At 72.0% G+C, this 24,696-nt stretch carries 18 protein-coding genes; 4 read left to right on the forward strand and 14 right to left on the reverse strand.

The window, feature by feature from the left end; all coding sequences use genetic code 11:
• Positions 1 to 175: 175 nt before the first annotated feature.
• Positions 176 to 904, forward strand: a complete 729-nt coding sequence (locus IEY91_RS38665) for a FadR/GntR family transcriptional regulator (RefSeq protein WP_373288118.1) — start codon at positions 176 to 178, stop codon at positions 902 to 904.
• A 104-nt stretch (positions 905 to 1,008) separates the two neighbouring features.
• A complete protein-coding gene (locus IEY91_RS38670; RefSeq protein ID WP_189177476.1) occupies positions 1,009 to 3,828 on the forward strand; it encodes an AfsR/SARP family transcriptional regulator in 2,820 nt (939 codons plus the stop codon).
• Positions 3,829 to 3,894: 66 nt separating this feature from the next.
• On the opposite strand, the gene IEY91_RS38675 is transcribed toward IEY91_RS38670, so the two are convergent.
• The 5 genes from IEY91_RS38675 to IEY91_RS38695 form a co-directional block, all read right to left on the reverse strand.
• The gene (locus tag IEY91_RS38675) at positions 3,895 to 6,912 is read right to left on the reverse strand and encodes an alpha-mannosidase (protein WP_189177477.1); all 3,018 of its coding nucleotides are present in this window, start codon (positions 6,910 to 6,912) and stop codon (positions 3,895 to 3,897) included.
• 271 nt (positions 6,913 to 7,183) lie between these two features.
• Positions 7,184 to 8,461: a glycoside hydrolase 5 family protein gene (locus IEY91_RS38680; protein ID WP_189177478.1), complete on the reverse strand. Its 1,278-nt coding sequence runs from the start codon at positions 8,459 to 8,461 to the stop codon at positions 7,184 to 7,186.
• Positions 8,462 to 8,498: 37 nt separating this feature from the next.
• Entirely contained in the window at positions 8,499 to 9,320 is an 822-nt protein-coding gene (locus tag IEY91_RS38685; protein ID WP_189177511.1) for a carbohydrate ABC transporter permease, read from the reverse strand.
• A gap of 116 nt (positions 9,321 to 9,436) precedes the next feature.
• Positions 9,437 to 10,417, reverse strand: a complete 981-nt coding sequence (locus IEY91_RS38690; protein WP_164317971.1) for a carbohydrate ABC transporter permease — start codon at positions 10,415 to 10,417, stop codon at positions 9,437 to 9,439.
• A gap of 11 nt (positions 10,418 to 10,428) precedes the next feature.
• Entirely contained in the window at positions 10,429 to 11,727 is a 1,299-nt protein-coding gene (locus IEY91_RS38695; RefSeq protein WP_189177512.1) for an extracellular solute-binding protein, read from the reverse strand.
• A 348-nt stretch (positions 11,728 to 12,075) separates the two neighbouring features.
• Here IEY91_RS38695 and IEY91_RS38700 point away from each other — a divergent pair, with 348 nt between their 5' ends.
• Positions 12,076 to 13,104, forward strand: coding sequence for a LacI family DNA-binding transcriptional regulator (locus tag IEY91_RS38700; RefSeq protein WP_229697616.1), 1,029 nt, complete (start codon positions 12,076 to 12,078; stop codon positions 13,102 to 13,104).
• 59 nt (positions 13,105 to 13,163) lie between these two features.
• Positions 13,164 to 14,102 (forward strand): phosphotransferase, encoded by a 939-nt coding sequence (locus tag IEY91_RS38705; RefSeq protein ID WP_189177480.1) that lies wholly within the window; start codon positions 13,164 to 13,166, stop codon positions 14,100 to 14,102.
• Here the strand turns inward: IEY91_RS38705 and IEY91_RS38710 are convergent.
• The 9 genes from IEY91_RS38710 to IEY91_RS38750 all read right to left on the reverse strand — a co-directional run bounded on the left by IEY91_RS38710 (position 14,095) and on the right by IEY91_RS38750 (position 24,649).
• The gene (locus tag IEY91_RS38710) at positions 14,095 to 14,589 is read right to left on the reverse strand and encodes a DUF2716 domain-containing protein (RefSeq protein WP_229697618.1); all 495 of its coding nucleotides are present in this window, start codon (positions 14,587 to 14,589) and stop codon (positions 14,095 to 14,097) included. The two genes, IEY91_RS38705 and IEY91_RS38710, sit on opposite strands and share 8 nt — an antisense overlap.
• Before the next feature lie 53 nt (positions 14,590 to 14,642).
• On the reverse strand, positions 14,643 to 14,957 hold the full coding sequence (locus IEY91_RS38715) for a DUF1330 domain-containing protein (RefSeq protein ID WP_189177481.1): 315 nt from the start codon (positions 14,955 to 14,957) through the stop codon (positions 14,643 to 14,645).
• 97 nt (positions 14,958 to 15,054) lie between these two features.
• Complete coding sequence (locus IEY91_RS38720; RefSeq protein ID WP_189177482.1) at positions 15,055 to 15,786, reverse strand: class I SAM-dependent methyltransferase; 732 nt, start codon at positions 15,784 to 15,786, stop codon at positions 15,055 to 15,057.
• A 71-nt stretch (positions 15,787 to 15,857) separates the two neighbouring features.
• The gene (locus IEY91_RS38725; RefSeq protein ID WP_189177483.1) at positions 15,858 to 17,444 is read right to left on the reverse strand and encodes an alpha-L-fucosidase; all 1,587 of its coding nucleotides are present in this window, start codon (positions 17,442 to 17,444) and stop codon (positions 15,858 to 15,860) included.
• Between the two features lie 15 nt (positions 17,445 to 17,459).
• Entirely contained in the window at positions 17,460 to 19,334 is a 1,875-nt protein-coding gene (locus tag IEY91_RS38730; protein ID WP_189177484.1) for a family 20 glycosylhydrolase, read from the reverse strand.
• A complete protein-coding gene (locus tag IEY91_RS38735) occupies positions 19,331 to 21,760 on the reverse strand; it encodes an alpha-L-fucosidase (protein ID WP_189177485.1) in 2,430 nt (809 codons plus the stop codon). Before IEY91_RS38735 ends, IEY91_RS38730 begins: the two co-directional genes overlap by 4 nt.
• Positions 21,761 to 21,847: 87 nt before the next feature.
• On the reverse strand, positions 21,848 to 22,480 hold the full coding sequence (locus IEY91_RS38740) for a histidine phosphatase family protein (protein WP_189177486.1): 633 nt from the start codon (positions 22,478 to 22,480) through the stop codon (positions 21,848 to 21,850).
• Complete coding sequence (locus tag IEY91_RS38745; RefSeq protein ID WP_189177487.1) at positions 22,480 to 23,856, reverse strand: MFS transporter; 1,377 nt, start codon at positions 23,854 to 23,856, stop codon at positions 22,480 to 22,482. The genes IEY91_RS38740 and IEY91_RS38745 overlap by 1 nt, the downstream gene beginning before the upstream one ends.
• Positions 23,849 to 24,649 (reverse strand): winged helix-turn-helix domain-containing protein, encoded by an 801-nt coding sequence (locus IEY91_RS38750; protein ID WP_189177488.1) that lies wholly within the window; start codon positions 24,647 to 24,649, stop codon positions 23,849 to 23,851. The genes IEY91_RS38745 and IEY91_RS38750 overlap by 8 nt, the downstream gene beginning before the upstream one ends.
• Between the last annotated feature and the right edge of the window lie 47 nt (positions 24,650 to 24,696).

Consider the following 24,696-nt stretch of genomic DNA (forward strand, 5'->3'; position numbering starts at 1 on the left):
GATGGGCGAATATTTATCAGACCACTTGGCGCCCACAACACCCCTCGTCGCCAACTTTTCCCGCTTTCCGGCCGTAGTGGTCGGACCACATCTCTGGCTACACTGCGCGACACCGGCAAGTGAAGGAGCGTTCCCCGTGGACCAGAGCGAGCAGAGCGCCCCGCCCGCGCAGACCGTGCCCGTACAGGCCACCCCCGTACCGAAAGGCGCCGTGCCCGCGCAGAAGGGCACCGTGACCCAGCGGGCCATCGAGCAGATCAAGGCGATGATCGGCGAGGGACTCCTGGAGCCGGGCCAACGCCTGCCCACCGAACGGGACCTGGCGACCCAGCTCGGCATCTCGCGCAGCTCCATGCGGGAGGCGATCCGCGCCCTGACGGTCCTCGGCGTCCTGGAGGCGCGGCACGGCTCGGGCATCTACGTGACGCAACTGGAGGCCGGGGACCTCCTGGAGACGTTCGGCGTCGTCGCCGACCTGTCGCGCGGCCCGCGCCTGGTGGAACTCCTGGAGGTGCGCCGGGTCCTGGAGTCCACCGCGACCGCGCTCGCCGCGGCCCGCATCACGCCGGACCAACTGGCCGACGTGGAGAAGCACTTGGCGGCCATGAACGCCACCGACGACCCCGAGGAGATCCTCTCCCACGACCTCGCCTTCCACCGCGCGATCGCGCTCGCGGCGGGCAACGACACGATGGCGGCGATCCTGGAGGGCCTGTCCTCGCGCACCTTCCGCGCCCGCGTGTGGCGCGGCTACCAGGAGGAGGGCGCCTTCGAGCGCACCCGGCGCGAGCACGCCCGCATCCACCGCGCGCTGGTCGCACGGGACCCGGAGGCGGCGCGGGCGGCGGCGGCCGCGCATGTGGGCGAAGTGGAGGACTGGCTGCGGGGACAATTGGAGGGGTAGCGGGGTAGCGGGGACCCCGACTTCCGTAAAACGTCACGAAAGCTTGACTGCGCCTTGAACGCCCTGGTCGGCACCGGAGATGGTGGCGAGGGCCAAGAGGGGGGATGGCCGTGTCGTTCGGAGTTCTGGGTCCCATCGAGGTGTGGCGTGACGGAGTCCCGGTGAACGCCGGGCCCGCGCTGCAGCGGCGGGTGCTCGCGGCGCTGCTCGTGGACGCCAACCAACTGGTGTCGGCCGACGCGCTGGTGGACCGGGCCTGGGGGACGGCCGGGCCGCGCAGTGGCGTACGGGCCCTGTACGGGTACATCTCCCGGCTGCGCCGGGCGTTGGAGGGGCACGACGTGTCCCTCACGCGGGAGGAGGGCAGCGGCTACCGGCTGCGGGTCAGCCCCCAGGCCGTCGACCTGCACCGGTTTCACCACCTGCTGGAACAGGGCCGCGCGGCGCCCGCCGACGAGGAGGCCGAGGCCCTGTTGGAGGCGGCTCTCGGCTCGTGGCGCGGGGAGGCGTTCGCCGGGGCGGACACCCCGTGGTTCAACGCGCAACGCGACGTGCTCGACGGCGAGCGGTTCGCCGCCCAGTTGGATCTGACCGAGGTGCGGCTGCGCCTCGCGAAGCACGCCCTGGTGCTGACCGAGCTGTCGGGCCGGGCCGAGGCGCATCCGCTGGACGAGCGGGTGGCGGGGCATCTGATGCTGGCGCTGTACCGGTGCGGGCGGCAGGCCGAGGCACTGGCGTGTCACGAACGCCTCCGGCGGGACCTGGCCACGGAGCTGGGCATCGACCCCGGCGCGCCGCTACGACGCCTGCATCAGCAGATCCTCGCCGCCGACCCGGCGCTCCACCCCGCCCCGATCACACCCGCCACCTCACGCCCACCCCGTGCCTCCCGGCCGGTGCCGCGGCAACTTCCCCCGTGGCCTGCGACGTTCGTCGGCCGGGACCGTGAACTGGCCGCCCTCGACGGCCTGTTCAAGGAGCCCGCCGAAGGCGGCGGCAGACCGACGATCTTCACGATCGGCGGTACGGGCGGCGTCGGAAAGTCCTGGCTGGCACTGCACTGGGCCCATCAGCACCTCGACCGGTTCCCCGACGGGCAGTTGTACGCCGCTCTGTACGGTTTCGACCCGGCCGGCGAACCGGAGCCGCCGGACAGGGTGTTGCGCGGCTTCCTCGACGCCCTGGGCACCCCTCCCCAGGAGGTACCCGCCGACGCGGAGGCCAGGGCGGGCCTCTACCGGTCCCTGGTCGCCGACCGCCGCATGCTGATCCTGCTGGACAACGCCCGCGACGCCGACCAGATCCGTCCGCTGCTGCCCGGCGGCGCCACCTGCCTGGTCCTGGTCACCAGCCGCAGCCACCTCGCCGGCCTCACCACCACACACGGCTCCCCGCACCTCACGCTCGACACGCTCCCCGACCCCGAGGCCCGCGAGGTCCTCACGCGCGCCCTGGGACACGACCGGCTGGCGGCCGAACCCGACGCGGTGGGCGCCCTGCTGCGGCGGTGTGCGGGACTGCCGCTGGCCCTCGGCATCGTGGCCGCCCGCGCGGCGGCGCAGCCCCACTTCCCGCTCGCCGAACTGGCCGAGGAGCTCGACGACGCCACCGGCAGGCTCGACGCCCTGACGGTCGGCGACCTGGCCACTGACCTGAGAGCTGTCTTCGAGACCTCCTGCCGGGCCCTCGACGCCCCCACCGCCCAGGCCTTCGCGTTCCTCGGCCCGGCCCCCGGACCGGACATCGGCCTGCACTCCGCCGCCGCTCTCCTCGGGACACCCCTCGCGCGCACCCGCGCCGTACTCCGCGCCCTGGAGGCCGCCCACCTGGTCCAGCAGCACACCCCGGGCCGCTACCGCATGCACAACCTGGTCCGCCTCTACGCCACCGAACGCGGCCAGGACCGACCCGGCGACATCGGGGACGCGGCCTCGCTCCGCCTGGCCGACTTCTACGCCCACACCGCGTACGACGGCGACCGGCTGCTCTCCCCACAGCTCACACCGATCGAACCGAGCCCGTCCGAGGCCGCGGGTGCCCGCTCCTTGCTCGGGGACGCGACGGCGGCCATGGCGTGGTTCGAGGCCGAGCACCACTGTCTGCTCGCCGCGCACCACTTCGCGCTGGAACGCGGCCTGCCCGGCCAGGCGTGGCGGTTGGCCTGGGCACTGGACACCTTTCACTGGCGCCGCGGTCTCCTGCCGGACCGCATGACGATGCTGGGAGCGACACTCGCCGCCCTCGACGCGGCCGGCGAGGAGCCGGCCACGCGCGCACTGGCGCGGCGGCTCCTCGGCCGCACCCACGTGGCCCTCGGCCGGCACGACGAGGCCTTGGCGCGACTGCGGCAGGCCCTCACCCTGTTCGAGGAGGCCGAGGACGCCGCGGGGACGGCACAGACCCATCTCAACCTCGCACTGGCCTGGGAGCAACAGCGCGACGACGCACAGGCGTTGATGCACGCCCTCCAGAACCTGCGCATCCGCGAAACGCTCGACAGTCCTCCGAGGGAAGCCGAGGCACTCAACGCGGTGGGCTGGTACCACGCCCGCCTGGGGCACCATCAGGAGGGCCGCGCGTTCTGCGAGCGGGCCCTGACGCTGTGCCGCCGGGACCACTTCCTGGAGGGTGAGGCCTTCACCCTGGACAGCCTCGGCTACATCGCCCACCACAGCGGGCGGTACGCGGCGGCTCTGGACCACTACCGCCAGGCACTCGCCCTGCGCCGTGAGCTGGGCGACGCCTACGAGGAAGCCGATGCCCTGGCCTGCCTCGGCGACGTCTACCAGTCTCTCGGCCGCCCTGCCGAGGCGCGCCGCGCCCGGAGCCAGGCCTTGGCCCTCTACCGCGACCAGCGCCGCGACGCGGAGGCGGAGCGCACGCGGGCGCTCCTGGCCTCGCTCGGCCGTACGCCGACACGATGAGCCCGCGAGCGCGGCCGGCGTCCCACGGTCACCCGCGCGACGCCGGCCCACACCCTCCCGATCCGGTCAGATCCTGCCCGCCCGCAACGTCACCAGCTCGAACGGCCGCAGCGTCACGGACACCTCCGCGCCGTCCCGCTGCGGAGCCGACACTCCGTCGAGCGGCCGCTCCAGCAGGTCGGTCACGGCGAGGGAACCCACGTCGAAGCCGAAGGTGAGCCGGGTGCGGGCGCGTCCGCCGCGGGCCTCGTGGAAGCGGACGATCACGTCGCCGCTCCCGTCGTCCGCGAGCTTCACCGCCGTCACGACCACCGCGTCGTCGTCGACGGCCACCAGCGGCGCGACCTCCGCGCCACTGCCGGTGACCCGCCGCTCGGGCAGGTTGATCCGGTAGCCCTCGCGCACGGCGTCCAGCACGTCGGCGCCGGGCGCCAGCGCGTGCCGGAAGCGGTGCAGGCCCTGGTCGGTCTCCGGGTCGGGGAACCGCGGGGCCCGCAGCAGCGACACCCGCACCGTCGTGGTGGTACCGGCGTCGGTGTCCCGCACGGCGCGGGTGACGTCGTGGCCGTACGTCGAGTCGTTGACGAGGGCGACGCCCCAGCCGGGCTCCTCGACGTGCACGAAGCGGTGGTTGCACGCCTCGAACTTGGCGGCCTCCCAGCTCGTGTTGGTGTGCGTGGGCCGGTGGAAGTGGCCGAACTGGGTCTCCGACGCGTACCGCTCGGCGTGCACGTCGAGCGGGAACGCCAGCTTGAGGAACTTCTCCGTCTCGTGCCAGTCGACCTCGGTGTCGATGTCGAGCCGCCGCTCGCCCGCCGCGAGGGTCAGGACCTGGGTCATGCGCGAGGCGCCGAAGCGGCGCACGACCCGCACCGAGGCGCCGTCACCCGGCACGACCTCCTCCGCCTCGGTCAGGTCGGTGACGGAGTTGCGGTAGAACTCGTCGACGTCCCACGCGTCCCACATGTTCGGGAAGTCGGCGTGCAGTTGGGGCAGGTTCGCGGCGTGGCCGGGGGCGACGGTCTCGCGTCCGGCGTCAATGTCGTACGCCGACACGACGAGGCCGCGGGCGTCGATCTCGACGCGCAGCAGACCGTTGTCGAGCACGAAGCCGCCGTCGGCGCGCGCGGCGATCGCCGACTGGCCCGCGGCGACGGGCATCGCCGCGCCGCCCGCCGCGACGCCGTCACGGGTGTGCGGCGCGGAGTTGAAGACGAGGCCCCGGCTGCCGTCGCCCGCGAGGGCCTTCTGCGCGGCGTCGATGATGCCGTTCAGGTCGGCCGCCACCGCCGCGTACGTCGCGCGGGCCTCGCGGTGCACCCAGGCGATCGACGAGCCGGGCAGGATGTCGTGGAACTGGTGCAGCAGCACCGTCTTCCAGATCCGGTCCAACTCCTTGTACGGGTACGGGAATCCGGCCCTGACCGTGGCCGTCGCCGCCCACAGCTCGGCCTCCCGCAGGAGGTGCTCGCTGCGGCGGTTGCCCTGCTTGGTGCCGGCCTGGCTGGTGAGGGTGGCGCGGTGCAGCTCCAGGTACAGCTCGCCGACCCACACCGGCGCGTTCGGGTACTCGGCCTCGGCCTTCTCGAAGAACGCGGCCGGGGTCTCCCACTGGACGGTCGCCGAACCCTCCAGGTCCCGCAGCCGTCCCGCCTTCGCGATCATCTCGCGGGTCGTGCCACCGCCGCCGTCGCCCCAGCCGGTGGGCGCGAGCGAGTGCCGGGCGACACCCTTGTCCTTGAAGTTCCGTGCCGCGTGGGCGATCTCGCTGCCCTTCATGGCGCAGTTGTACGTGTCGACGGGCGGGAAGTGCGTGAAGATCCGGGTGCCGTCGATGCCCTCCCAGTTGAAGGTGTGGTGCGGGAACTTGTTGGTCTGCGACCACGAGATCTTCTGCGTGAGCAGCCACTTGGCGCCCGCCGCCTTGATGATCTGCGGCAGCCCGGCCGCGAAGCCGAAGGTGTCCGGCAGCCACGCCTCGTCGTTCTCGACACCGAACTCGTCGAGGAAGAACCGCTTGCCGTGCACGAACTGACGGGCCATCGCCTCCGAGCCCGGCATGTTCGTGTCCGACTCGACCCACATGCCGCCCGTCGGCACGAAGCGGCCGTCCGCGACGGCCTTCTTCACCTTCGCCCACACCTCGGGCCGGTGCTCCTTGATCCACGCCCACTGCTGCGCCTGCGACATCGCGAACACGAAGTCCGGCTCGTCCTCGAGCAGCGCCGTCATGTTGGACGTCGTACGCGCCACCTTGCGGACCGTCTCACGCAGCGGCCAGAGCCAGGCGGAGTCGATGTGGGCGTGGCCGACGGCGCTGACGCGGTGCGCGGAGTCGTGCGCGGGGGCCGCGAGCACGCCTTCCAGCTCGGCCCGTGCCGCGGCCGCCGTGCCGTTCACGTCCTGGAGGTCGACGGCGTCCAGGGCGCGGTCGACGGCCCGCAGGATCTCGTGGCGGCGGCCCGAGTCCTCGGGAAGTTCCTGCATCAGCTCACCGAGCACCTCCAGGTCTATGGCGAGCTGCCACACCGCCTCGTCGAAGACGGCGAGGTCCATGCGTTCCAGGCGGTACTGGGGTTCCGTGCCCGCCGTCTCCTTGTCGCCCAGTTGGGTGGGCAGGAAGGGGTGGTAGTCCAGGATGACCGGGTTGGAGGCGGCCTCGATGTGCAGGTGGACGCTCTCGCCGCCCTCGGCGGGCGTCGCGATGCGCACCCACTGATTGCGAGGGTTGAGGCCCTTGACCGGAGTGCCGTCCGGGCGGTATACGAGGCCCTCGCACTGGAAGCCCGGCATGTTCTCGTCGAAGCCGAGGTCCAGGATGGCCTCGACCGTCTTGCCCGCCCACTCGGGCGGGACGGTGCCCGTGACCCGGAACCAGCTCGTGCCCCAGGGGGCGCCCCAGCGGGTGCCCGCCGCTATGGGCTCGGTCTCGGCCGCCAGGCCTTCGGCCACGGGGACCGGTTCGCCCGGGGCGTTCCAGACGGCGATGTCCAGGGGGACGGAGTGGGGGTAGACGGCGGGGCGGATGCGCTCGTCGAGGACGCGCTTGAGGCGCCCCTCGACGAGGCGACGGTCGTCGTGCATGTGGCGTTCTCCGGTTTCGCTACGTTCGGTGGGTGGGGTTCGGTGGCCTCGCGGGGTGCGCCCCAGTCCCGCCCCGTTCCGCTGCATCGATCGGCGGCTCCGCCGCGGGCAGGGGGCTCCGCCCCCTGGACCCCCGTATCGGCTTGGACGGCCTCGTCCTCAAACGCCGGACGGGCTGGAATGTGCCCAGGTCGTGCCGACTGCGTCCGGTAGGACAGGTAAAGGCGGGTGGGTGGGAAATGGGGGTCTGGGGGCGGAGCCCCCAGGGACCTCAGCCCAGGACTTCGGGCGGGCGCACCACCTCCCGGATGCCCCGCGCAGCGAGGTGCGCACCGTCGTCCGCCCGCTCCGAGAGGACAAGGGCGGGCCGCACCCCGTCGGCCACCAGCCGGGCGAACGCCTCGAACACCGCCCCACCGGGCGCACACACGGACCGCCGCCCGAGATCGGCACCCACGTCGACGACGAGCCCCGTCGTCCGGGGCGCGGGCGCGTACGCCCCGCCCCGCCACTCCTTCGCCAGCCGGGCCAGCGCGGCACCCGCGGGCTTCACCCGCCCGTCGTTCGTCAACAGCCCGAGGCTGTACTCGAGTTCGGGGAAATCGGAGAGGGAGCGCGACACGTCGTGGGAGCACCACCACGTCACCCCCCACACATCCGCGCAGTCGAGCGCAGCGGAAACCGTGGCCTCGGTGAAGGCGGCGGCGTCCGCGGCCGGGATGAGGGGGGCGGGCGCCCCGACCTCCTGGAGCCACACGGGCCGCCCCGGCTCAAGGGCCCACGCCTTGGACAGCTCGATCATGTACGCGGCATGCTGCCCGGTGGCCACGCCGTCCCGCCCGTGCCGCTGCGCGGTCCCGTTGAACACCCAGGAGTGCACGGCCGTGGCACCCCCGAGCCGCGCGGCCTGCGCGGGTGTGAACGGCTGGTCGTCCTGGTACCAGGCGGCGTCGTACTCGGCGTGCAGATGCAGCCGCCCCGGCGCGCCCTCCTCGCAGGCGGACAGGACCTCGCGCAGCCACGCCTCGGCCTGCTCCTGCGTGATGCGGTCGGGGTCGGGGTGCGGCCCGGCCGCGAACTGGTTGATCTCGTTGCCGATGGTCATGCCGATGAAGTTCGGCCGGTCGGCGAGCGCGGCGGCGAGCGTACGCAGGTACGCGCGCTGCCCGGAGATCACGTCGGGGTCGGTGAAGAGGTTGCGCCGGTGCCAGGTCTGCGTCCACGCGGGCAGGAAGTCGAAGCTCGACAGATGCCCCTGGAGCCCGTCGACGTTCACGTCGAGCCCGCGCTCGGCGGCGGCGTCGGCGAGCGCGACGAGCTGCTCGACGGCGCGCGGCCGGATCAGGGTGCGGTTGGGCTGGAAGTACGGCCAGATGGGGAAGACCCGGACGTGGTCGAGCCCGAGCGCGGCGACGGCGTCGAGGTCGCGGCGTACGGCGTCGAGGTCGAAGTCGAGCCAGTGGTGGAACCACCCCTGGCTGGGGGTGTAGTTGGCGCCGAAGCGGGGCGCGGCGGCGGGCGCCGCGCCGGGCAGGTCGTCAGAGGTCAATGCGGATCCTGGTTCTGGGAGCTGGGGGGTACGGGGGTCAGCCCTTGACCGCGCCCTCGCCGACGCCTCGGAAGAAGTACCGCTGCAGGCAGGCGAAGAGCACGATCAGTGGCAGCACCGCGATCACGGTGCCCGCGGCGACAAGGCGTTCGTCGTTGGCGAAGGTGCCGTGCAGGTAGTTGAGGCCGATGGTGAGGGTGAACTTGTCGGGGTCGCTGAGCACGATGAGCGGCCACAGGAAGTCGTCCCAGGCGCCCATGAAGGCGAAGATCGCCACGACGGCGAGGGTCCCCTTCACGGCGGGCAGGGCGATGCGGAAGAACCGCTGCCACACGTTGGCCCCGTCGACGAACGCGGCCTCCTCCACCTCGTAGGGCAGATTGAGGAAGGCGTTGCGCATCAGGAGCACGTTGAGGGCGGAGATGCAGCCGGGCAGCAGCACGCCGATGAGGGTGTTGTTCAGGTCGAGGTCCCGCATCGTCGTGAACTGGGCGATGATGATGCCCTCGACGGGCACCAGCATGGCCAGGATGAACACGAGCGTGGCAGCCTTGCGGCCGCGGTAGCGAAGCCGGGCCAGGGCGTAGCCGGCGAGGGCGGCGCCCACGCAGTTGGTGAAGACGTTCGCGGCGGCGACCTTCAGGGAGTTGAGGGCGTAGTCCCAGACGGGGATCGTGTCGGCGACGCGCTCGTAGTTGTGCAGGGTCGGGTCGGAGGGCAGGAAGCTCGGCGGGGAGCTGAAGATGTTCTCGTGCGGGCCCTTCAGCGAGGTCGAGAGCTGCCACAGGAACGGGCCGATCATCACGGCGAGGACGACGAGCAGCAGGGCGTACCGCAGCAGCAGTTCCCACATGGGCATGCGCCGCCCGTTCTCGTCCGTGACCCGCCGGCGCCGCCTGCGCGCACGCGGCGTGGACTCGGCCGCGTCCGCCCCGGGTTCGGGGGCGTCCTTGGTGGTGGTCGTCGGCGCGGGCATCACTTGTCCTCCTTCCGGTCCGCGCGCAGCACGAGCAGCATCAGCGCGACGGTGACGACGAAGATGACCACGGAGATCGCGGAGGCGTAGCCGACGCGGCCGGTCAGGCCGGTGCCGGTGCGCTGCACGAGCATCACGAGGGTGGTGTCCTCGCCCGCGGGACCGCCCGCGGGACCCGCCATCAGATACACCTCGGAGAAGACCTTGAACGCGGCCACCGAGGACAGCGCGGCGACGAGCACCATGGTGGAGCGCACGGCCGGGACGGTGACGGAGATGAAGCGGCGCACCGGCCCGGCGCCGTCCACGGCGGCGGCCTCGTGCAGCTCACGGGGCACGTTCGCAAGCGCCGCGAGATAAATGATCATGTAGTAGCCGAGGCCCTTCCAGACCGTGACGCCCATGGCGGAGAACAGCAGCAGCCACTGGTCGCTGAGGAAGCCGACCTTGCCCGCGCCCACCGCCTCCAGGACGGCGTTCACCAGGCCGCGTTCGTCGAGCATCCACACCCAGATCAGGCCGACCACGACGATGGAGGCGACCACCGGCGTGTAGAACGCCGACCGGAAGAACGTGATGCCGGGGATCTGCTTCTGCACCAGCAGCGCGAGCAGCAGCGGCAGCACGACGAGCGCGGGCACCACCACGAGGACGTACAGCGTGCTGTTGCGCAGGCCGATCCAGAACATGTCGTCGTGCAGCAGCTCGCGGAAGTTGGCGAGCCCGACGTACTTGCCCTCGATCAACTGCCGTTTGTCCGTGAAGGAGTTGATGACCGTGCTGACGAACGGATAGAGGATGAAGATGCCGACGATCGCGAGGCCCGGGGCGGCGAACAGCCAGGGGCTCGTGACCAGTTGACGGCGGATGCGGCGCCCCTGCGGGGCGGCGGCTTTCGGTGTCCCGGAGGGGCGGGCCTTGACCGGTGGCCCCGGAGGGCCCGCGGTGGCCGATGCGGATGCTGCTGCTGTGCTCTTCATGTGCGCGGGGCTCAGCTCTGCTTCAGCAGCCGGTCGCAGGCCTTGACAGCGTTGTCAAGCGCTTCCTCGGGGCTCTGCTTGCCCTGCAGCGCGCGGGCGACGGCGTTGCGCAGCTCCACCTTCATCTGCTCGCTGAACAGCACGGGCGTGTAATTCACCGCCGTCTTCAGGGACTTGGCCGCGGCGATCCGCACCCGGGTCTCGTCCGTGCCGTCCGCCTTGGTGAAGTACGGGTCGTCCAGGGAGCCCTTGGTGCTCGGGAAGATGGCGACCTTCTTGGCGAAGGACATCTGGCGCTGCGCGTCGGTGACGAAGTGCGCGAAGGCGACGGCGGCGGGCGTGCGCTTGGTGCGCGTGTTCACCATCACGCCCATCACGTACATGTTGTCCTTGCCGGTGTTGCTGATCTGCGGCGTGATGCCGATGTTCTCGTAGAGCCGCGGCGCGTCCTTCTTGAACTTCTCCAGGTCGAGGGCGCTGCCCGGGTTCATGGCGACGGCCTCGGTGAGGAACTTCTTGCCGGTCGACTCGGGCGTCGCCGTGAGCGCCTGGCCGTCCAGCGCCTTGGCGTCGTACAACTCCTTGTACTTGGTGAGGAGTTCGACGCCCTTGGCGCCGTTGAAGGTGAAGCCGGTGCCTTCCTTGTTCATCAGGGGCACGCCGTAGCGCCCGAAGTCCTCGATCGTCGGGACGTTGGCGAGGGTGGCGACGTCGCCCTTGCTCTTCTTCGCCAGCGCCTCGGCGTCGGTGAACAGCTCGTCGTACGTCTTCGGCGGCTTGTTCGCGTCCAGGCCCGCGTCCTTGAACAGGCGCTTGTTGTAGAACAGCGGCCCGGTGTTCAGGTACCAGGGGAAGGCGTACGTCCCCTCCATGCCCGGCACCTGGTGGCTCTTCCAGGCGCCCGGCAGGTACTCCTTCTCGTACTTCCCGGCCGACTTGTCCAGGTCGAGCGCGAGTCCGGCCTTGGCGAGCGGGGCCACCAGGTCGGGCGAGACGTTCACGACGTCGGGCAGTGTGCCGCCCGCGGCGTCGGCGCTGATCTTGTCGGCGTAGCCCTCGCCGGGCTGGTCGACCCACTTCACCTTCGCGTCGGGGTACTTCTTCTCGAAGTCGTCGACCAGGCCCTCGAAGTACGACTTGAAGTTGGCCTTCAGGTTCCAGGTCTGGAAGGTGATCTCGCCCTCGACCTTGCCGGAGGCGTCCGCCGAGCCGCTGTCGTCACCGCCGCCGCAGGCGCTCAGGCCGAGCAGGGCGGCGGCGAGGGCGGCGGCGGTGACCGCCCTGCGGGGACTGCGGGAACTGCGGGATATCCGCGAACTCCGGGAAATCCGGGAACTCTGGTAAACACGCACGGTGAACGGCTCCTTTGCTCGGCCCGGCGGGGGCGGCTGCGAGGGGACGGCGGCGGCATCGGCCGCGTCGCATCGCACCGAGGCAGACCCTGCATGGAGCGGAAGTAAAAAGTCAATGGATTGGTGACAATTTGCTGGGATCGCTGGCGTTCGCGGGTACGAACTCCCTGGTCAGAGAGGTTTGTTGAATACCTTGCCAGAGATGACTAATGCGCTTTAGGCTGATCCGGCTCAAGCGCATTAGTACGTACGTCGCCGAGGAGGCAACGCGTGCAAGGCAAACGGTCACCGGCTCGCCGGCCGACCATGAAGGACATCGCGCGCCGCGCCGGGGTGTCCGAGAGCGCCGTGTCCTTCGCGCTCAACGACCGCCCCGGGGTCTCCGACATCACCCGTGACCGGGTGCGCAGGGTCGCCGAGCAGTTGGGCTGGCGGCCCAGCACGGCGGCGCGCGCTCTGTCGGGCGAGGGCGCGGCGACGGTCGGCCTGGTGGTGGCCCGGCCGGCCGCCACGCTCGGCGTCGACTCGTTCTTCCTTCAGCTCATCTCGGGCGTCCAGGAGGTCCTGGCCGAGCGCCAACTGGGCCTGCTGTTCCAGGTGGTGGAGGACGTCGCCGCGGAGTGCGCGGTGTACCGGCGGTGGTGGGCCGAGCACCGCGTCGACGGCGTCCTCGTCGTGGACCCGCGCACGGACGACCCGCGGCCCGCGCTCCTGGAGGAGCTCGGCCTGCCCGCGGTCGTCACCGGCGGCGTGCCCGATCCCGAACGGCCCTTGCGCCCCGGCCAGTCCACCGTCTGGGCCGACGACGCGGGCGCGATGGAGTCCGTCGTGGGCCACCTGCACACGCTCGGCCACCGCCGTGTCGTACACATCGCCGGGCTGCCCGGTCTCGCGCACACCGAGCGCCGCATCCGCACCCTGCGCGCGGAGGCCGACCGGCGCGGGCTCACCGAGGTGCGGTCGGTCACCACGGACTACTCGGACGCGGAGGGCGCGGCGGTCACGCGCCGCGTGCTGAGCGCCGAGTCGCCGCCGACGGCTCTCGTGTACGACAACGACGTGATGGCCGTGGCCGGGGTGGCCGCGGCGGCGTCCCTCGGCTTCGCGGTGCCGGACGAGGTGTCCGTGGTGGCCTGGGAGGACTCGGCGCTGTGCCGGATGGTGCACCCGTGGCTCACGGCGCTGTCCCGCGACACGGTGTCCTTCGGGCGGACGGCGGCGCGGGAGCTGCTCGGGCTCCTCGACGACGGGCCGTCGGGGACGGTACAGGTGCCGTTGCCCCGGCTGATCGAGCGGGAGAGCACGGGGACGGTGCGGGGCCCGACGCCCGGGTGAGGTCGGGGCCCGGCGGCCCGGCGGCCCGGTGCGTCCGTCGCGTCGGGGACACTGGGGCGATGGAGCTGACGGAGACGCTGCGGATCGGCGAGGCGCTGGGCCGCGCGGTGGTCGGGGCGCGGCCGCTGGCGGGAGGGTTCTCCCACGAGACGTCGCTGCTGAGCCTCGCCGGCGGCGGGCGTGCGGTCGCGCGGCTCGGCGGTGCCGCTCCCGCCGTGGAGGCCGCGGTGATGGCGGCGGGCCGGACGCGTGTGCCCGTGCCCGAGGTGCTGCGTGTGCTGCCCGCCGTGGTCGAACCGGACGAGGCCCGCGCCGCGATGGTCCTGGAGTACGTGCCGGGGACACCGCTCAGTCACGTACTCGACGGAGGTGGCGTGGACCGCCGCTCCCTCGCCGCGCTCGGCGCCGAAGTCGGCCGTGTCGTCGCCCGGATCGGGACCGTGACCTTCGACCGGCCCGGCTTCTTCACCGACGCACGGCTCACCGTGGGGCGGGACGAACAACCGTGGTCACGGCAGTTGCCGGAGGTCGCCGAGGCGTGCGTGGCCGCGGTGCCCGCCTCGCGGCTCGACCTCGCCACGCGGCGGGCCTGGGTGAAGCTGTGCGAGGCCCACGCGCCCGCGCTGGCCGCCATCGACGACCAGGCCCGCCTGGTGCACGCCGACATCAACCCCAAGAACATCCTCGTCTCCCGCGCCGACGACGCCGACTGGCGCGTGGACGCCGTCCTCGACTGGGAGTTCAGCTACTCCGGCTGCCCGTACGGCGACGCGGCGAACATGCTGCGGTTCGGCGACACGTACCCCGACGGTTTCCTCGACGGCTTCCGCCACGGGTTCCGTGACGGACGGGCACTCCCCGACGAGGACTGGGAGTACCTGGGCCGCGTCCTCGACATGTTCGCCCTCAGCGACCTGGTGACCCGGCCGACGGGGCACGAGGTCGCGGACGCGGCAGCGGGGGTGATCCGGCGGTGGGTGGAGCGGCCCTTTACGTGAGCGATGGGCCCCCGCGCAACGGGGGTCCCAGGACATCGTCGAGTTCGGCGGCCACCGCATCCAGCAGCTTCTGCCCGAACAGGCACACCGACGACTCCCAGGGGTGCCCGAAGCTGCCGAGCCGGAAGTCCTGCGAGAGGTAGATGTAGTAGTCGCCGTTGGGGTAAGGACTCAGCGGCCACGAATTCTCTCCACGGCCGCTGACGCGATGGGGCGCGAAGGAGTAGGACGTGTGCTGCCAGTCGAGCGCGTACAGCCTGTCCTCCGGCTCGACGCACGCGGTCAGCCCCTGCTTGACCACCGCGACGAAGCGGTCCAGGCGCACATCGCCCGGATCTTCGTCCAGCGCCGCCAGGCTCCATGTGACGGAATCGGCCGGCTCCTTGATGGCAGGCCACTCGGCCGGGTTCATGCTCGGCTGGAATGCGAACTCCGCGTCGAAGCGGTTCCAGACGCTTCGGTACTCGGCCTGCGGCAGCTCGGTCACTGACTCACTCTTCATCCACACAGACTATCGAGCCGGCCGAGCATGATCCCTTCTCAGTCCGGGAGGGAGAAGCCCTCGGGCGGTGCGCCCTCGACGAACAGCATCCCGACCCGGACCTTGCCCTCCCGGATCTCCCGGGCCCGCCGGTAGTCGGGGGAGTCGTACCACTCGCGGATCCGGTCCATGTCGGGAAACTCGATGACTATGAACCGGGAGGAGTCCCAGGTGCCTTCGACGGGCTTGGGCGTGGGGCCCGCGACCAGGTAACGGCCGCCGTGGCTGAGGATGGACCTCTGGGCCACGCGTGCGTAGGCCAAGCCGGCCTCCTCGTCGAGCACATCGACGTTGACGACGGCGTAAGCGGGCATGCGGTTCCCCGTTCGTTCGGACACAGCGTGTACTGGTGTCACAGCAGAGCCTATTGGCCACCGCCGCCCCGCTCGGCGGCGCCGGTGCCACCCCGGCTCACCCCTCCGGCCGCCGCGCCACGAACACCAGCTCCCGGCCCGGCCGGTCCGGCGCGTCCCGCACGTCGTCCACGACGAACCCCTGAGCGAGCAGGTCCCCCTCGACCTCCTGCCGCTCCCGGAACCGCAGCGTCGACTCCGAGGTGAGCACCTGCCCGTCCGCGGCGAACACATAGCTCCAGCGGAACCTCACCAACGGCCCGTCCACCTCGACCAGGTCCACCCAGCTCTCGACGGCCCCCACGCCCGCGACCTCGGTCACCCCATGGGAAGCCTCCCGGTTCCACGTCTCCCAGGCCCGCCGGGACGGATCCCGCGTCTCGAACACGAGATGCCCGCCCGGACGCAGCGCTTCGTGGGCGCCCTTCAGCGTCGCCCGCCACGCCCCGGGGTCGGTGATCGCCTGGGCGACGTTCGCCGTCATCGTCGCGAGGTCCACCCGCAGCGGCGGCAGCTCCGTCGCATCGCCGTGGATCCACCGCACCCGCTCACCGCCCGGCTTGCCCCGGGCCACGTCGAGGGAGGCAAGGGCGGGATCGACTCCGACGACGTCGATCCCGCGCTCGGCGAGCAGCAGCGCGAACACCCCGGTGCCGCAGCCGATGTCCAGGACCCGGCGCGCGCCGAACTCCTCCGCGAGACGCAGATACGGGTCGAGGTCGCCGCGGTCGGGATCCAGCGGGTCGTAGAGCGCGGCGAGGCGCGGGTCCTGGAAGTGTTCATCAGCCATGCGGGCGAAGCTATCCGGAGCGGGCGGACCACCGCCGCCCTTTACTGTCCGCTCTAAATCGATCGTTCTATTTAGCCGGCCTCGGACCGGTACAGCCCCACCTCCCCGAACCGCACCCTCCCCCGCGCCCCGGTCACCCGCACCCGCCAGTGCCGCGCCCGCACCGGGGCCGCGAGGACAAGGACCCGGCTCGCGCCGACCGTGCCCGCCCCGGCGACCTTCGTCCACGTGCCGTCGCCGGACCGGGCCTCGACCACGAACGACTCGATCTGCTGCCCGGCCCGCGGCACGTCCTCCGCGAGGCGTACGCGGTCGGCCTCCCGTTCGCGGCCGAGGTCGACGGTGACCACGCCGCCGCGCCGCACCACCCGCGCGCCCGGGGCGGCGGCGAGGTCGGCGGGCAGTTCCGCGTCGATCCGCTGCCGGAACTCCCGCAGCCGCGCCACGTCGGCGTCGGGCAGCAGGCCACGCTTGTCCGGCGGGATGTTCAGGAGCAGTACGGCGTTGCGGCCCACCGACCGGAACCAGATGTCCGTCAACTGCTCCACGGACTTGGGCCGTTCGTCCTCGTGGAAGAACCAGCCGGGCCGGATCGACACGTCGCACTCGGCCGGCCACCACTGCACGTACTGGGCCACGGCGCGCGCCTCGGCGAGTGCCGCGCGGCTGCCCTGGTCGGGGGCGTCGTAGGGCAGCGCGTAGTCGACGCTGCCGTTGCCGGAGTCCTTGACCGGCACCACGCTCCACTCGTCCTCGCGGGCGAGCCCGCCCTCGTTGCCGACCCAGCGCACATCGGGCCCGCGCACGGCGATCACGGCGTCCGGCGCGAGGGCGCGGATCAGGGCGTACCAGCTGTCCCAGTCGTAGCGTTCGACCTTCTCCGGCGGGATGCGGCCCTGCGCGCCGTCGAACCACACCTCGTCGACGGGTCCGTACTCGGTGAGGACCTCGTGGAGCTGGTTGAGCATGTACGCGCCGTAGTCCGTCGCGTCCAGCGTGAAGGTGTCGGCGGCGGGCCGGTCGTCGCCGGGCACCGGTGTCGGGACGGTGCGGGGCGAGCGCGCGCTGCCGTTGGCGTACACGCCGTGCAGGTACTGGTTCTCGTCGGCGGGCGAGACGTACACGCCCACCTTGAGCCCGTATTTGCGCAGGGAGGCGGTGAAGTCACGCAGGACGTCACCCTTGCCGCCGCGCCAACTGCTGCTCGCCACCGAGTGCTTGGTGTGGCGCGAGGGGTAGAGCACGAAGCCGTCGTGGTGTTTCACCGTGAGGATCGCCAGTTCGAAGCCGCCGTCGCGCAGGGCGCGCGCCCACTGGTCGGTGTCGAGGCCCGCGGGCTGGAAGACGTCCGGGTCCTCGTCGCCCGTGCCCCACTCCAGGCCGGTGAAGGTGTTCACGCCGAAGTGCAGGAACGCGGTCCGCTCCAGGCGCTGCCAGGCCACCTGCCGCCGCGTCGGCCGGACCCGGGCCGCCTTGGCGACCACCTCGTCGGGGGTGTCGGTGGCGCTGATGGCGATGCGGTACGGGGGCTGGGGTCCGGCCGATACGGCGCGCCCGGCCTCCGGGGTGCGGGACGCCGCGGCGGCGAGCGAGGCGCTCGACGCCGCCACCGCCGTACCGACGGACGCGGCCATGAAGAGTCGTCTGCTGACGGTCATGTGCGGGTGTTCCCTTCAGCTCGAGGGCGTCAACTGCCAGGTGGATGGTGGCTGTTGGTCCGTGGGGTACTGCACGAGGCGCCCGTCGTCCGTCACGTGCGCGGCCATGCGCGTGATCGCGTTCGTGAGGCGGTGGCCGCCACGGACGGGCGTGAGCTGCCAGCGCTGGAGCGTGTTCCTCGCGTCGCACGTCTCCTGGGTGACCGAACTGCCGGGATCCAGCGGCACGTTGAGCGTGAGCTTGCCGCTGCGTGTCTCCAGGCAGGCGCCGGTGCGGGCGGATTTCAGGGTGACGTAGCCGTCCGGGGTGCGGCGGATCTCGTAGTCGGCGGGCGGCACACCGCCCTCGGTGTCGCGGAGGGTGTACGTGCCGTCGGGCACCGGCGGCTTCGTCAGGTCGCGCCGGCCGGGGGCGTGCCCCACGGCCGTGTCGCGCGCCGTGAAGTCGGCGTACGTCGCGTCCGGGTGCGGGCTGCCCCACGTCACCTGCGCCACATGGCTCAGGGGCAGTCGCATGGACGCCGCGACCTCGTTCTCCGTCTCGCCGCGCCCGTTGTCGGGCCACAGGCTGATCTTCGCGCCGGTGACACCCTCGCGCGAGGTGAGCGTCTCGCCCTCGAAGACACGCGGGTCCCAGCGCTGCTCGTACAGCTTGCGGGTGTCGCTGTGGAAGCCGCCGCGCACCAGGTACAGCGAGTAGGCGGCGTTCATCAACGGGTGTCCCTGCGCGATGAGTTCGCTGGGCTTTGTCCGCACGGCGAGCCAGTGCTCGACCGTCGTCCCGGCCGCCACGGGCACGGTGTTGTCGCCCGTCAGGCCGTCGTTCCAGATGCGCAGCCGCTTGCCCTTGCCCGCCGCGTACGCCTCCACTCGGTTCACGAAGTCGACGAACGCGTCCTGGGGCGTGGCCCGTTCGCCGTACTTCCGGCGGGCGTAGTCCAGGATGTGCGGGTACTTCGCGAAGTCGGAGCCGAGCATGTACTCGTCGGCGCCCATGTGCCAGGACTTCGCGGGGAAGACGTCCGCGTACTCGTCGACAAGGCTGGTGTAGTAGGTGAAGGCCTCGTCCTTGGTGACGTCCAGGCGCGAGGGCTGCTTCCTGCCGTCGGTGTCGGTGAGTTGCAGGTCGGGGCGGTGCTCCAGCCAAGGGTCCATATGGCCGGGCGAGTTGATCTCCGGGATGACGGTGATGTGGTACTTGGCGGCGAGCGCGACCAGGCGGCGGATGTCGCTCTTGGTGTAGTAGCCCCAGGAGTTGGCGTCGGGGTGGCGTTCGCTCTTCACCTTCAGTTCGAGCAGGAGCTGGTTCTGTTTGCGGTACGCCATGTCGCGGATCAGATTCTCCAGCCAGGGCATGGAGATGTTGATGTAGCAGGCGCAGACGCCGACGCCGCGCTCCTTGTACTGGGGCACGTCGACAGTGCGTCCGGCCGGGATGCGGTCGCCCTGCGCGAGGAGCTGGAGGAAGGTGCGCGTGCCGTAGAAGGCGCCCGCCTCGGTGCCACCGGTGATCTCCAGGCGCTCACCCGCCCGCAGTTCGTACCCCTCGGCGCCCAGGGACTTCCGCTGCTTCTCGACGTCGATCAGTACGTCGCCGGGGCGCGCCGCACCGGACGTGACCGGCACCCTCCCGCGCCCCGACGCCCGCAGATCGTCCGCGAGGGTGGAGGCGACGCGCCGGGCGGCGGCATCCCGCGCGACGAGCCGCACCCCGTCCTCGTACACGTAACTACCGCTCTCCGCCGTCCAGTTGGTGAGAGCCGGAAGCGTGCGAGGCGGACCTGGATCCGCGCCCTGCTCCGACGCGGCGGACGGAACGACCGGCGTGGCGAGCAGCAGCAGAGCCGCCGCGACACCGGTAAGACCGCGCCACCGCTGACGGGCCGTCACCGGCTCCACTCCACCTTGAACACCCACACGTGCCGCCCGGCCGCGCGCGCCGCCCGGGGCACGTCGATCACCAGGGAGCCGCCCGTCGTCCGCCAGGTGAGCGGCCGGCCGTGGCCGAGCATCGTCACCTTGTCGCCGGGCCGGATCGGCACCGGCGCCTCGACCGTGAGCCTGGCGCCCGGCTCGGCCAGGGAGTGGATGTAGAACGCCTTGTTCTGGCGGACGGTGAAGCGCAGGTCCTCGCCGAGCTGCGCCATCCGTGACCAGTACGTGGTGTCGTAGATCGCCTCGCCGTTGACCTTCAGCCAGCGGCCGGTCTCGCGAAGCCGGGTCTGCATGATCTCCGGGATGGTGCCGTCGGCGCGCGGGCCGATGTCGAGGAGGAAGTTGCCGTTCTTGGAGACGATGTCGACGAGGCTGTGCACGACCTCCTCGGTGGTCATGTAACGGTCGTCGGGGGTCGCCTTGTTGTAGCCGTACGAGAACGGGTCGAGGCCCCGGCTGGACTCCCACTTGGCGACGACCGTGTTCTCGTACGTCTCGTACTCGGGCGTCGTGAAGTCGTGGAAGGAGATCCCGGAGCGGTTGTTGACGGCGACCTCGCGGGGCCGCGGGCGGTTCTTGCCGTGGTTGAAGTACTCGGCGACGACGTTGAGGCTGTCGTTGGGGCCGCCGATGTCGCACCACAGCATCTCGGGGTCGTAGCCCTGGATCAACTCCCGTATCTGCGCTGCCTGGTATCCCTTCACGTAGTCCTTGCCGGAGACGTATCCCGTGTACGGGACGGGTTCGAGGGTGTACGGATTGCGCGGCGGCCACAGCTCGCCCATCCACGGCTGGTCCGGGTTGAACCACTCCGGCATGGAGAAGTACAGGGCGCGGTGGAGTTCGGGAGTGTGGCGGCGCGACGCGTCGAAGAGTTCCTTGACGAGGTCCCGCTCGGGGCCCATCTTCACCGAGTTGCGGTCGCTGACCTTGGTGTCCCACAGCGCGAAGCCCTCGTGGTGCTTGGAGGTCAGCACGTGGTAGCGGGCGCCCGAGTCCCGGAACAGCTCCACCCAGGCGCGCGGGTCGAACTTCTCCGCCTTGAACATCGGGATGAAGTCGTCGTACGCGAAGTCCTCGCCGTAGGTGTCGCGGTGGTGGGCGTGGGTGGCGTTGTTCTTGTCCTGCATGTGACGCCAGTACCACTCGGCGTACTGCTTGCCGACGGGCGCCCAGGCCGGGACCGAATAGACGCCCCAGTGGATGAAGATGCCGAACTTGGCGGTGTGGAACCAGTACGGGGCCTGGTGCGTGGCCAGCGAGTCGGCCGTCGGGCGGTAGTCGGGCACGCCGAGGGTGAGCGGTCTGCGGGCGCCGGCGGCCTGGCCGCCGCGTCCGGCGGCGACGATCTCGCCGTCGCGCCGGGTGCCCGGCTGCACGCCCGTGCGGTTGCGGATGCCGACGCGTACGCGGGCCTGCTCGCCCGGGTCGAGCCGGGTCACGGGCGCGGGCGCGACCGTGCGGGCGCCGTCCACGTCGACGCGGACGGCGAGCCGGTCGGCGGCGAGCACGGGGACCGTGCCCGCGTTGACGACGGTCGCCTCGACGCTCTGCGCGCCGTTCGACTCCAGGAGCGACACGGTGGAGTGCGCGTCGCGCAGCACCAACGCCCGCCCCTCGGCGACCGGTTGCAGCGACAGCGCGAAGACGTGCAGGGACGGCTTGTTCGCCTCGGCGGGGTTCGTGGTGGGCAGGGTGAGCGCGACGGCCTCGCGGCGCGGGTCCAGCCACACCTCGGAGGTGCCGATCGACACGGTGTGCTCGTCCTTCGTGCCGTCGGGCTTGATGCGGTACGTCGCCGACAGCGCGCCGCTGCCCGCGTACCAGTCGGAACCGCCGAGCGTCGCCTTCGACGTGGAGCCGTCCGCGTAGTGCGCGGTGACCGGGCCCGCGGCGTTGCCGTAGCTGGCCGCCGTCAGGAACAGGGCCGAGAGGTAGCGGCCCTTGGGCAGGTCGACGCGCTGCCCTAGGGCGACGACGTTGTTCTTGGCTCCGGCGCCGGAGGACGGGAACCGGTACGGCACGCCGTCGACCTCGACGTGCCCCGCGGGCAGTTCCTCGCCGGGGAAGGTGTGGCCCGAGCCGTCGAAGTCACCGCCGCGCGCCGACGCCGTGTCGATGCCGTCGTTGTCGAACCACCGCTCCAGGGCGACGGGGACGGGAGCGGGGACCGTGCCCCAGCCGTCGTCGTCCGCGCGGTCGGGGGCGCGCTGTTCCGAGGGGCCGGACGGCGGGGCGGCGGGGGCCGCGGCCGCCGGGGAGGACGGGACGAGGGCGGCGACGGCGGCCGCGCCGGCCGCGGCTCCTATGACTCCGAGTGCATGACGCCGGGCAGGTTCAGAAGACTCAGGAAGCTCAGGTTGCTCGGGAAACACAGTCATGAGGTCCGATGATTGAAGCGCGACGGGGCCATGTCAATGCCCCTGACGCGACGGAGGAGAACCAACTCCCCTTACCCATCGGATGAATTACGGACGGGTGAGGTGGCGGGCGTCCCCCACGGCGACGACCTGGCGGTTGTGGAAGAAGTCGTCCTCGCGCAGCAAGGTGATGCTGCCGGAGGGCGCGGGGAAGCTGACGGAGCCCACCGACTCCAAGGGCATCTTGATCCAGGCCGCCACCACGAACGTGAGGGCGAACCCGTGCGTCACGACGATCTGGTGCTCGCGGGGGCGGCGCAGCAGCTCGTCCATGGCTGCGTAGACGCGGCGCGCGCACTCCCCGCAGGTCTCGGCGCCCGGCACTCCCTCGTGGTGCCCCATGCGGTCCCCGTCCGCCGGCGGCGGCACGAAGCGCCGGTCCAGCCACTCCTGCGGGCCGCCCTCCGCCTCGCCGTAGGACTTCTCCCGCAGCCGCCGGTCCAGGATCGGCTGCACGCCGAGGAGTTCGCCCACCGCTTCGGCCGTCCGCACGGTGCGGCGCAGGTCCGACGAGATCAGCTCGACGTCGGCGCCGGCGGGGATGTCGGCCCGCAGCGCCCGCGCGATGGCGCCCGCCGCGTCCTTCCCGGCCGGTGTGAGGTCCGAGTCGTGCCAGCCGCCGACCACCTTCTCGACGTGGTGGGTCGCCTCCGGGTGGGTGATGACGTGGATGGTGCGCATCAGGGGGTGCCTTCCCTCGGCGTACTCGCTTCGGTACGCGATCCGGTGCTCAAGAGGGAGGACGCCTGCTGTGGCACTTCCGCCTCCTTCGCCACACCGGGGCGGCGCGTCCACAACAGGGCGCCCGCGAGCAGGATCGCGCCGCCGAGCAGCCAGCGCGGCGGGCCCGCCGGGAGGTGGCCGAGGACCAACCCCGTGGTGGCGCCGACCAGTTGGAGGGAGAGGGACTGCACGGACAGGGCGGTGGCGCGGCCCGCGCTGCCGACGCGCCGGTGCAGGAGGTCGTTCTCGCTGGGGCCCGCGGCGCCGAGCCCGACGTACACGAGCGCGTAGCCGAGGACGGCGAGGGCGACCGGGACCGGCTTGGCCGACAGGCTCGTCAGCGCCGTGGCGCCGAGCAGCAGCAGTCCGGCGGCCGAGGCGCCCAGGCCGACGAGGACGGCCCGTTCGCTGCCGCCCGCACGCCGGGCAAGCAGCGGCGCGAAGTTGCTGCCCGCCATCGAGCAGAGGAATCCGGCGCAGGCGAGGCCCGCGAAGAGCACCGCCCCGGACTCCGGGGAGCCCATCAGGTCGGCGGCCCGGCCCGGCGTCAGGATCTCCACGGTGACCAGCGCGCTGCCCGCGGCCGCCGCGCTGAGGATGATCCGCCGCACCATCGCGTCCTGCCCGCCGAGGCGCACCCCGGCGACGACGGTGGCCGGGACGCCGCGCAGCACTCCGCGCAAGGTGGCGCGCGGCCGGGGCGGCTCGGGCAGCGCGGTCAGGACGTACACGAGGAAGACGACCTCGATCGCCGCGCCGAGCAGCGCGGGCGCGGAGAGCGGGATGACGAGACCGGACGTGGCCTCGCGCAGGCGGCCGCCGAGGTCCGGGCCGAGGCCGAGGAGCCAGGGCAGGGCGCCGCCGATGAGGACCCCGGCCGCGAGCGCCGCGGACGTCGCGGCGCTGCCCCGGGCCAGGCCTGTGCGCAGCTCGGCGTCGGGGCCCGCGCTCGCGTGCACCGTGTCGACGTACCAGGCCTCGGCAGGGCCGCTGGACAGGGCGCGCCCGGCGCCCTTGAGGGCCATGCCGAGGGCCAGGACCCACGCCGTGGTGCCGAGCGCGTGCAGGATCAGCGCGACAAGGTCGAAGGCCCCGGCGGCGGCGAGGACCGCGCGGCGCCCGAGCACGTCGGACAGTCCCCCGGTGGGCAGTTCGAGGGCGGCGGCGGTGAGGGAGTGCGCGGCGACGCAGCCCGCGACGGCCGCGAGCGCGAGCCCGCGCTCGGTCATGAGCGCCACCATCGGGGCGATGGCCAGGCCCAGGGGCAGCCAGAACAGGGCGCTGACGACGACGTAGCGGCGGCGGGCGGTGCGGGGGTCCAGGGGGTCAGTCATGGGTGTAGCCCGTCAGGCGTCTGGGGGCGGCGTTCGCGTTCACGGGGTCGTGGGCTTTCGCGGGCTCGGCTTCCGCGGCGGCGTGAGCGCTCGGAGGGCTGTCGGGCCTCGGGGAACTGTCCGCCGCCGCAGAGGCATCCGCCCGCCCCGCGACCGGCAGCATCCCGTAGAACACCATCACCTGCTCGGACCGCGCGTCCCCCGCGTCGCGGGCCGCGAGCTCCTCCAGCTTGTCCTCGTACGCCTGCTTCAGCTCGCCCAGGGACTCGGGCGTCAGGCGCGGCATCAGGTCCGTGATCCCGGCGTGGTCGAGCCATTCGCGCCCGAGCCGCCCGTCGGCGATGTCCGACTCGTGCCGTGCCAGGGTCGCCCCGAAATTCTCGATCTGGCGCCGGGCCATGATGCCCTCGAAGTCGCGGCCGACCGGCGAGGCGTCCATCGCCGAGTGGTCCCAGGTGGTCACCGCGTGCACGGCGCGCCAGCGGCGCTCGCGGCCGTCGCGGTGCTCCGCCTCGGCGACGAAGGCGTACTTCGCGAGGACCCGCAGGTGGTAGCTGGTGGAGGCGGACGACTCCCCCGTGCTCACCGCGAGCTCGCTCGCGGTGGCGGGCCCGTCCATGCGCAGCAGGCCCAGCAGCCGGATCCGCAGCGGGTGCGTGAGCGCCTTGATGGCGGCGGGCTCCCGCTCGGGGTCGAGCCGCCGCAGCCGCGACTCCCCGAGGAGGATCCGCTCTTCTCCGGTCCCGGCTACGTCTTCTCCGGTCCCGTTCTGGGGGCGTTCTTCGTCTGCCATACCGCGAGCGTAGGACGGTCGGCACACTTAGCAAAAGTACTTTTGCA

This window comes from Streptomyces lasiicapitis (assembly GCF_014646335.1).
Lineage (GTDB): Bacteria > Actinomycetota > Actinomycetes > Streptomycetales > Streptomycetaceae > Streptomyces > Streptomyces lasiicapitis.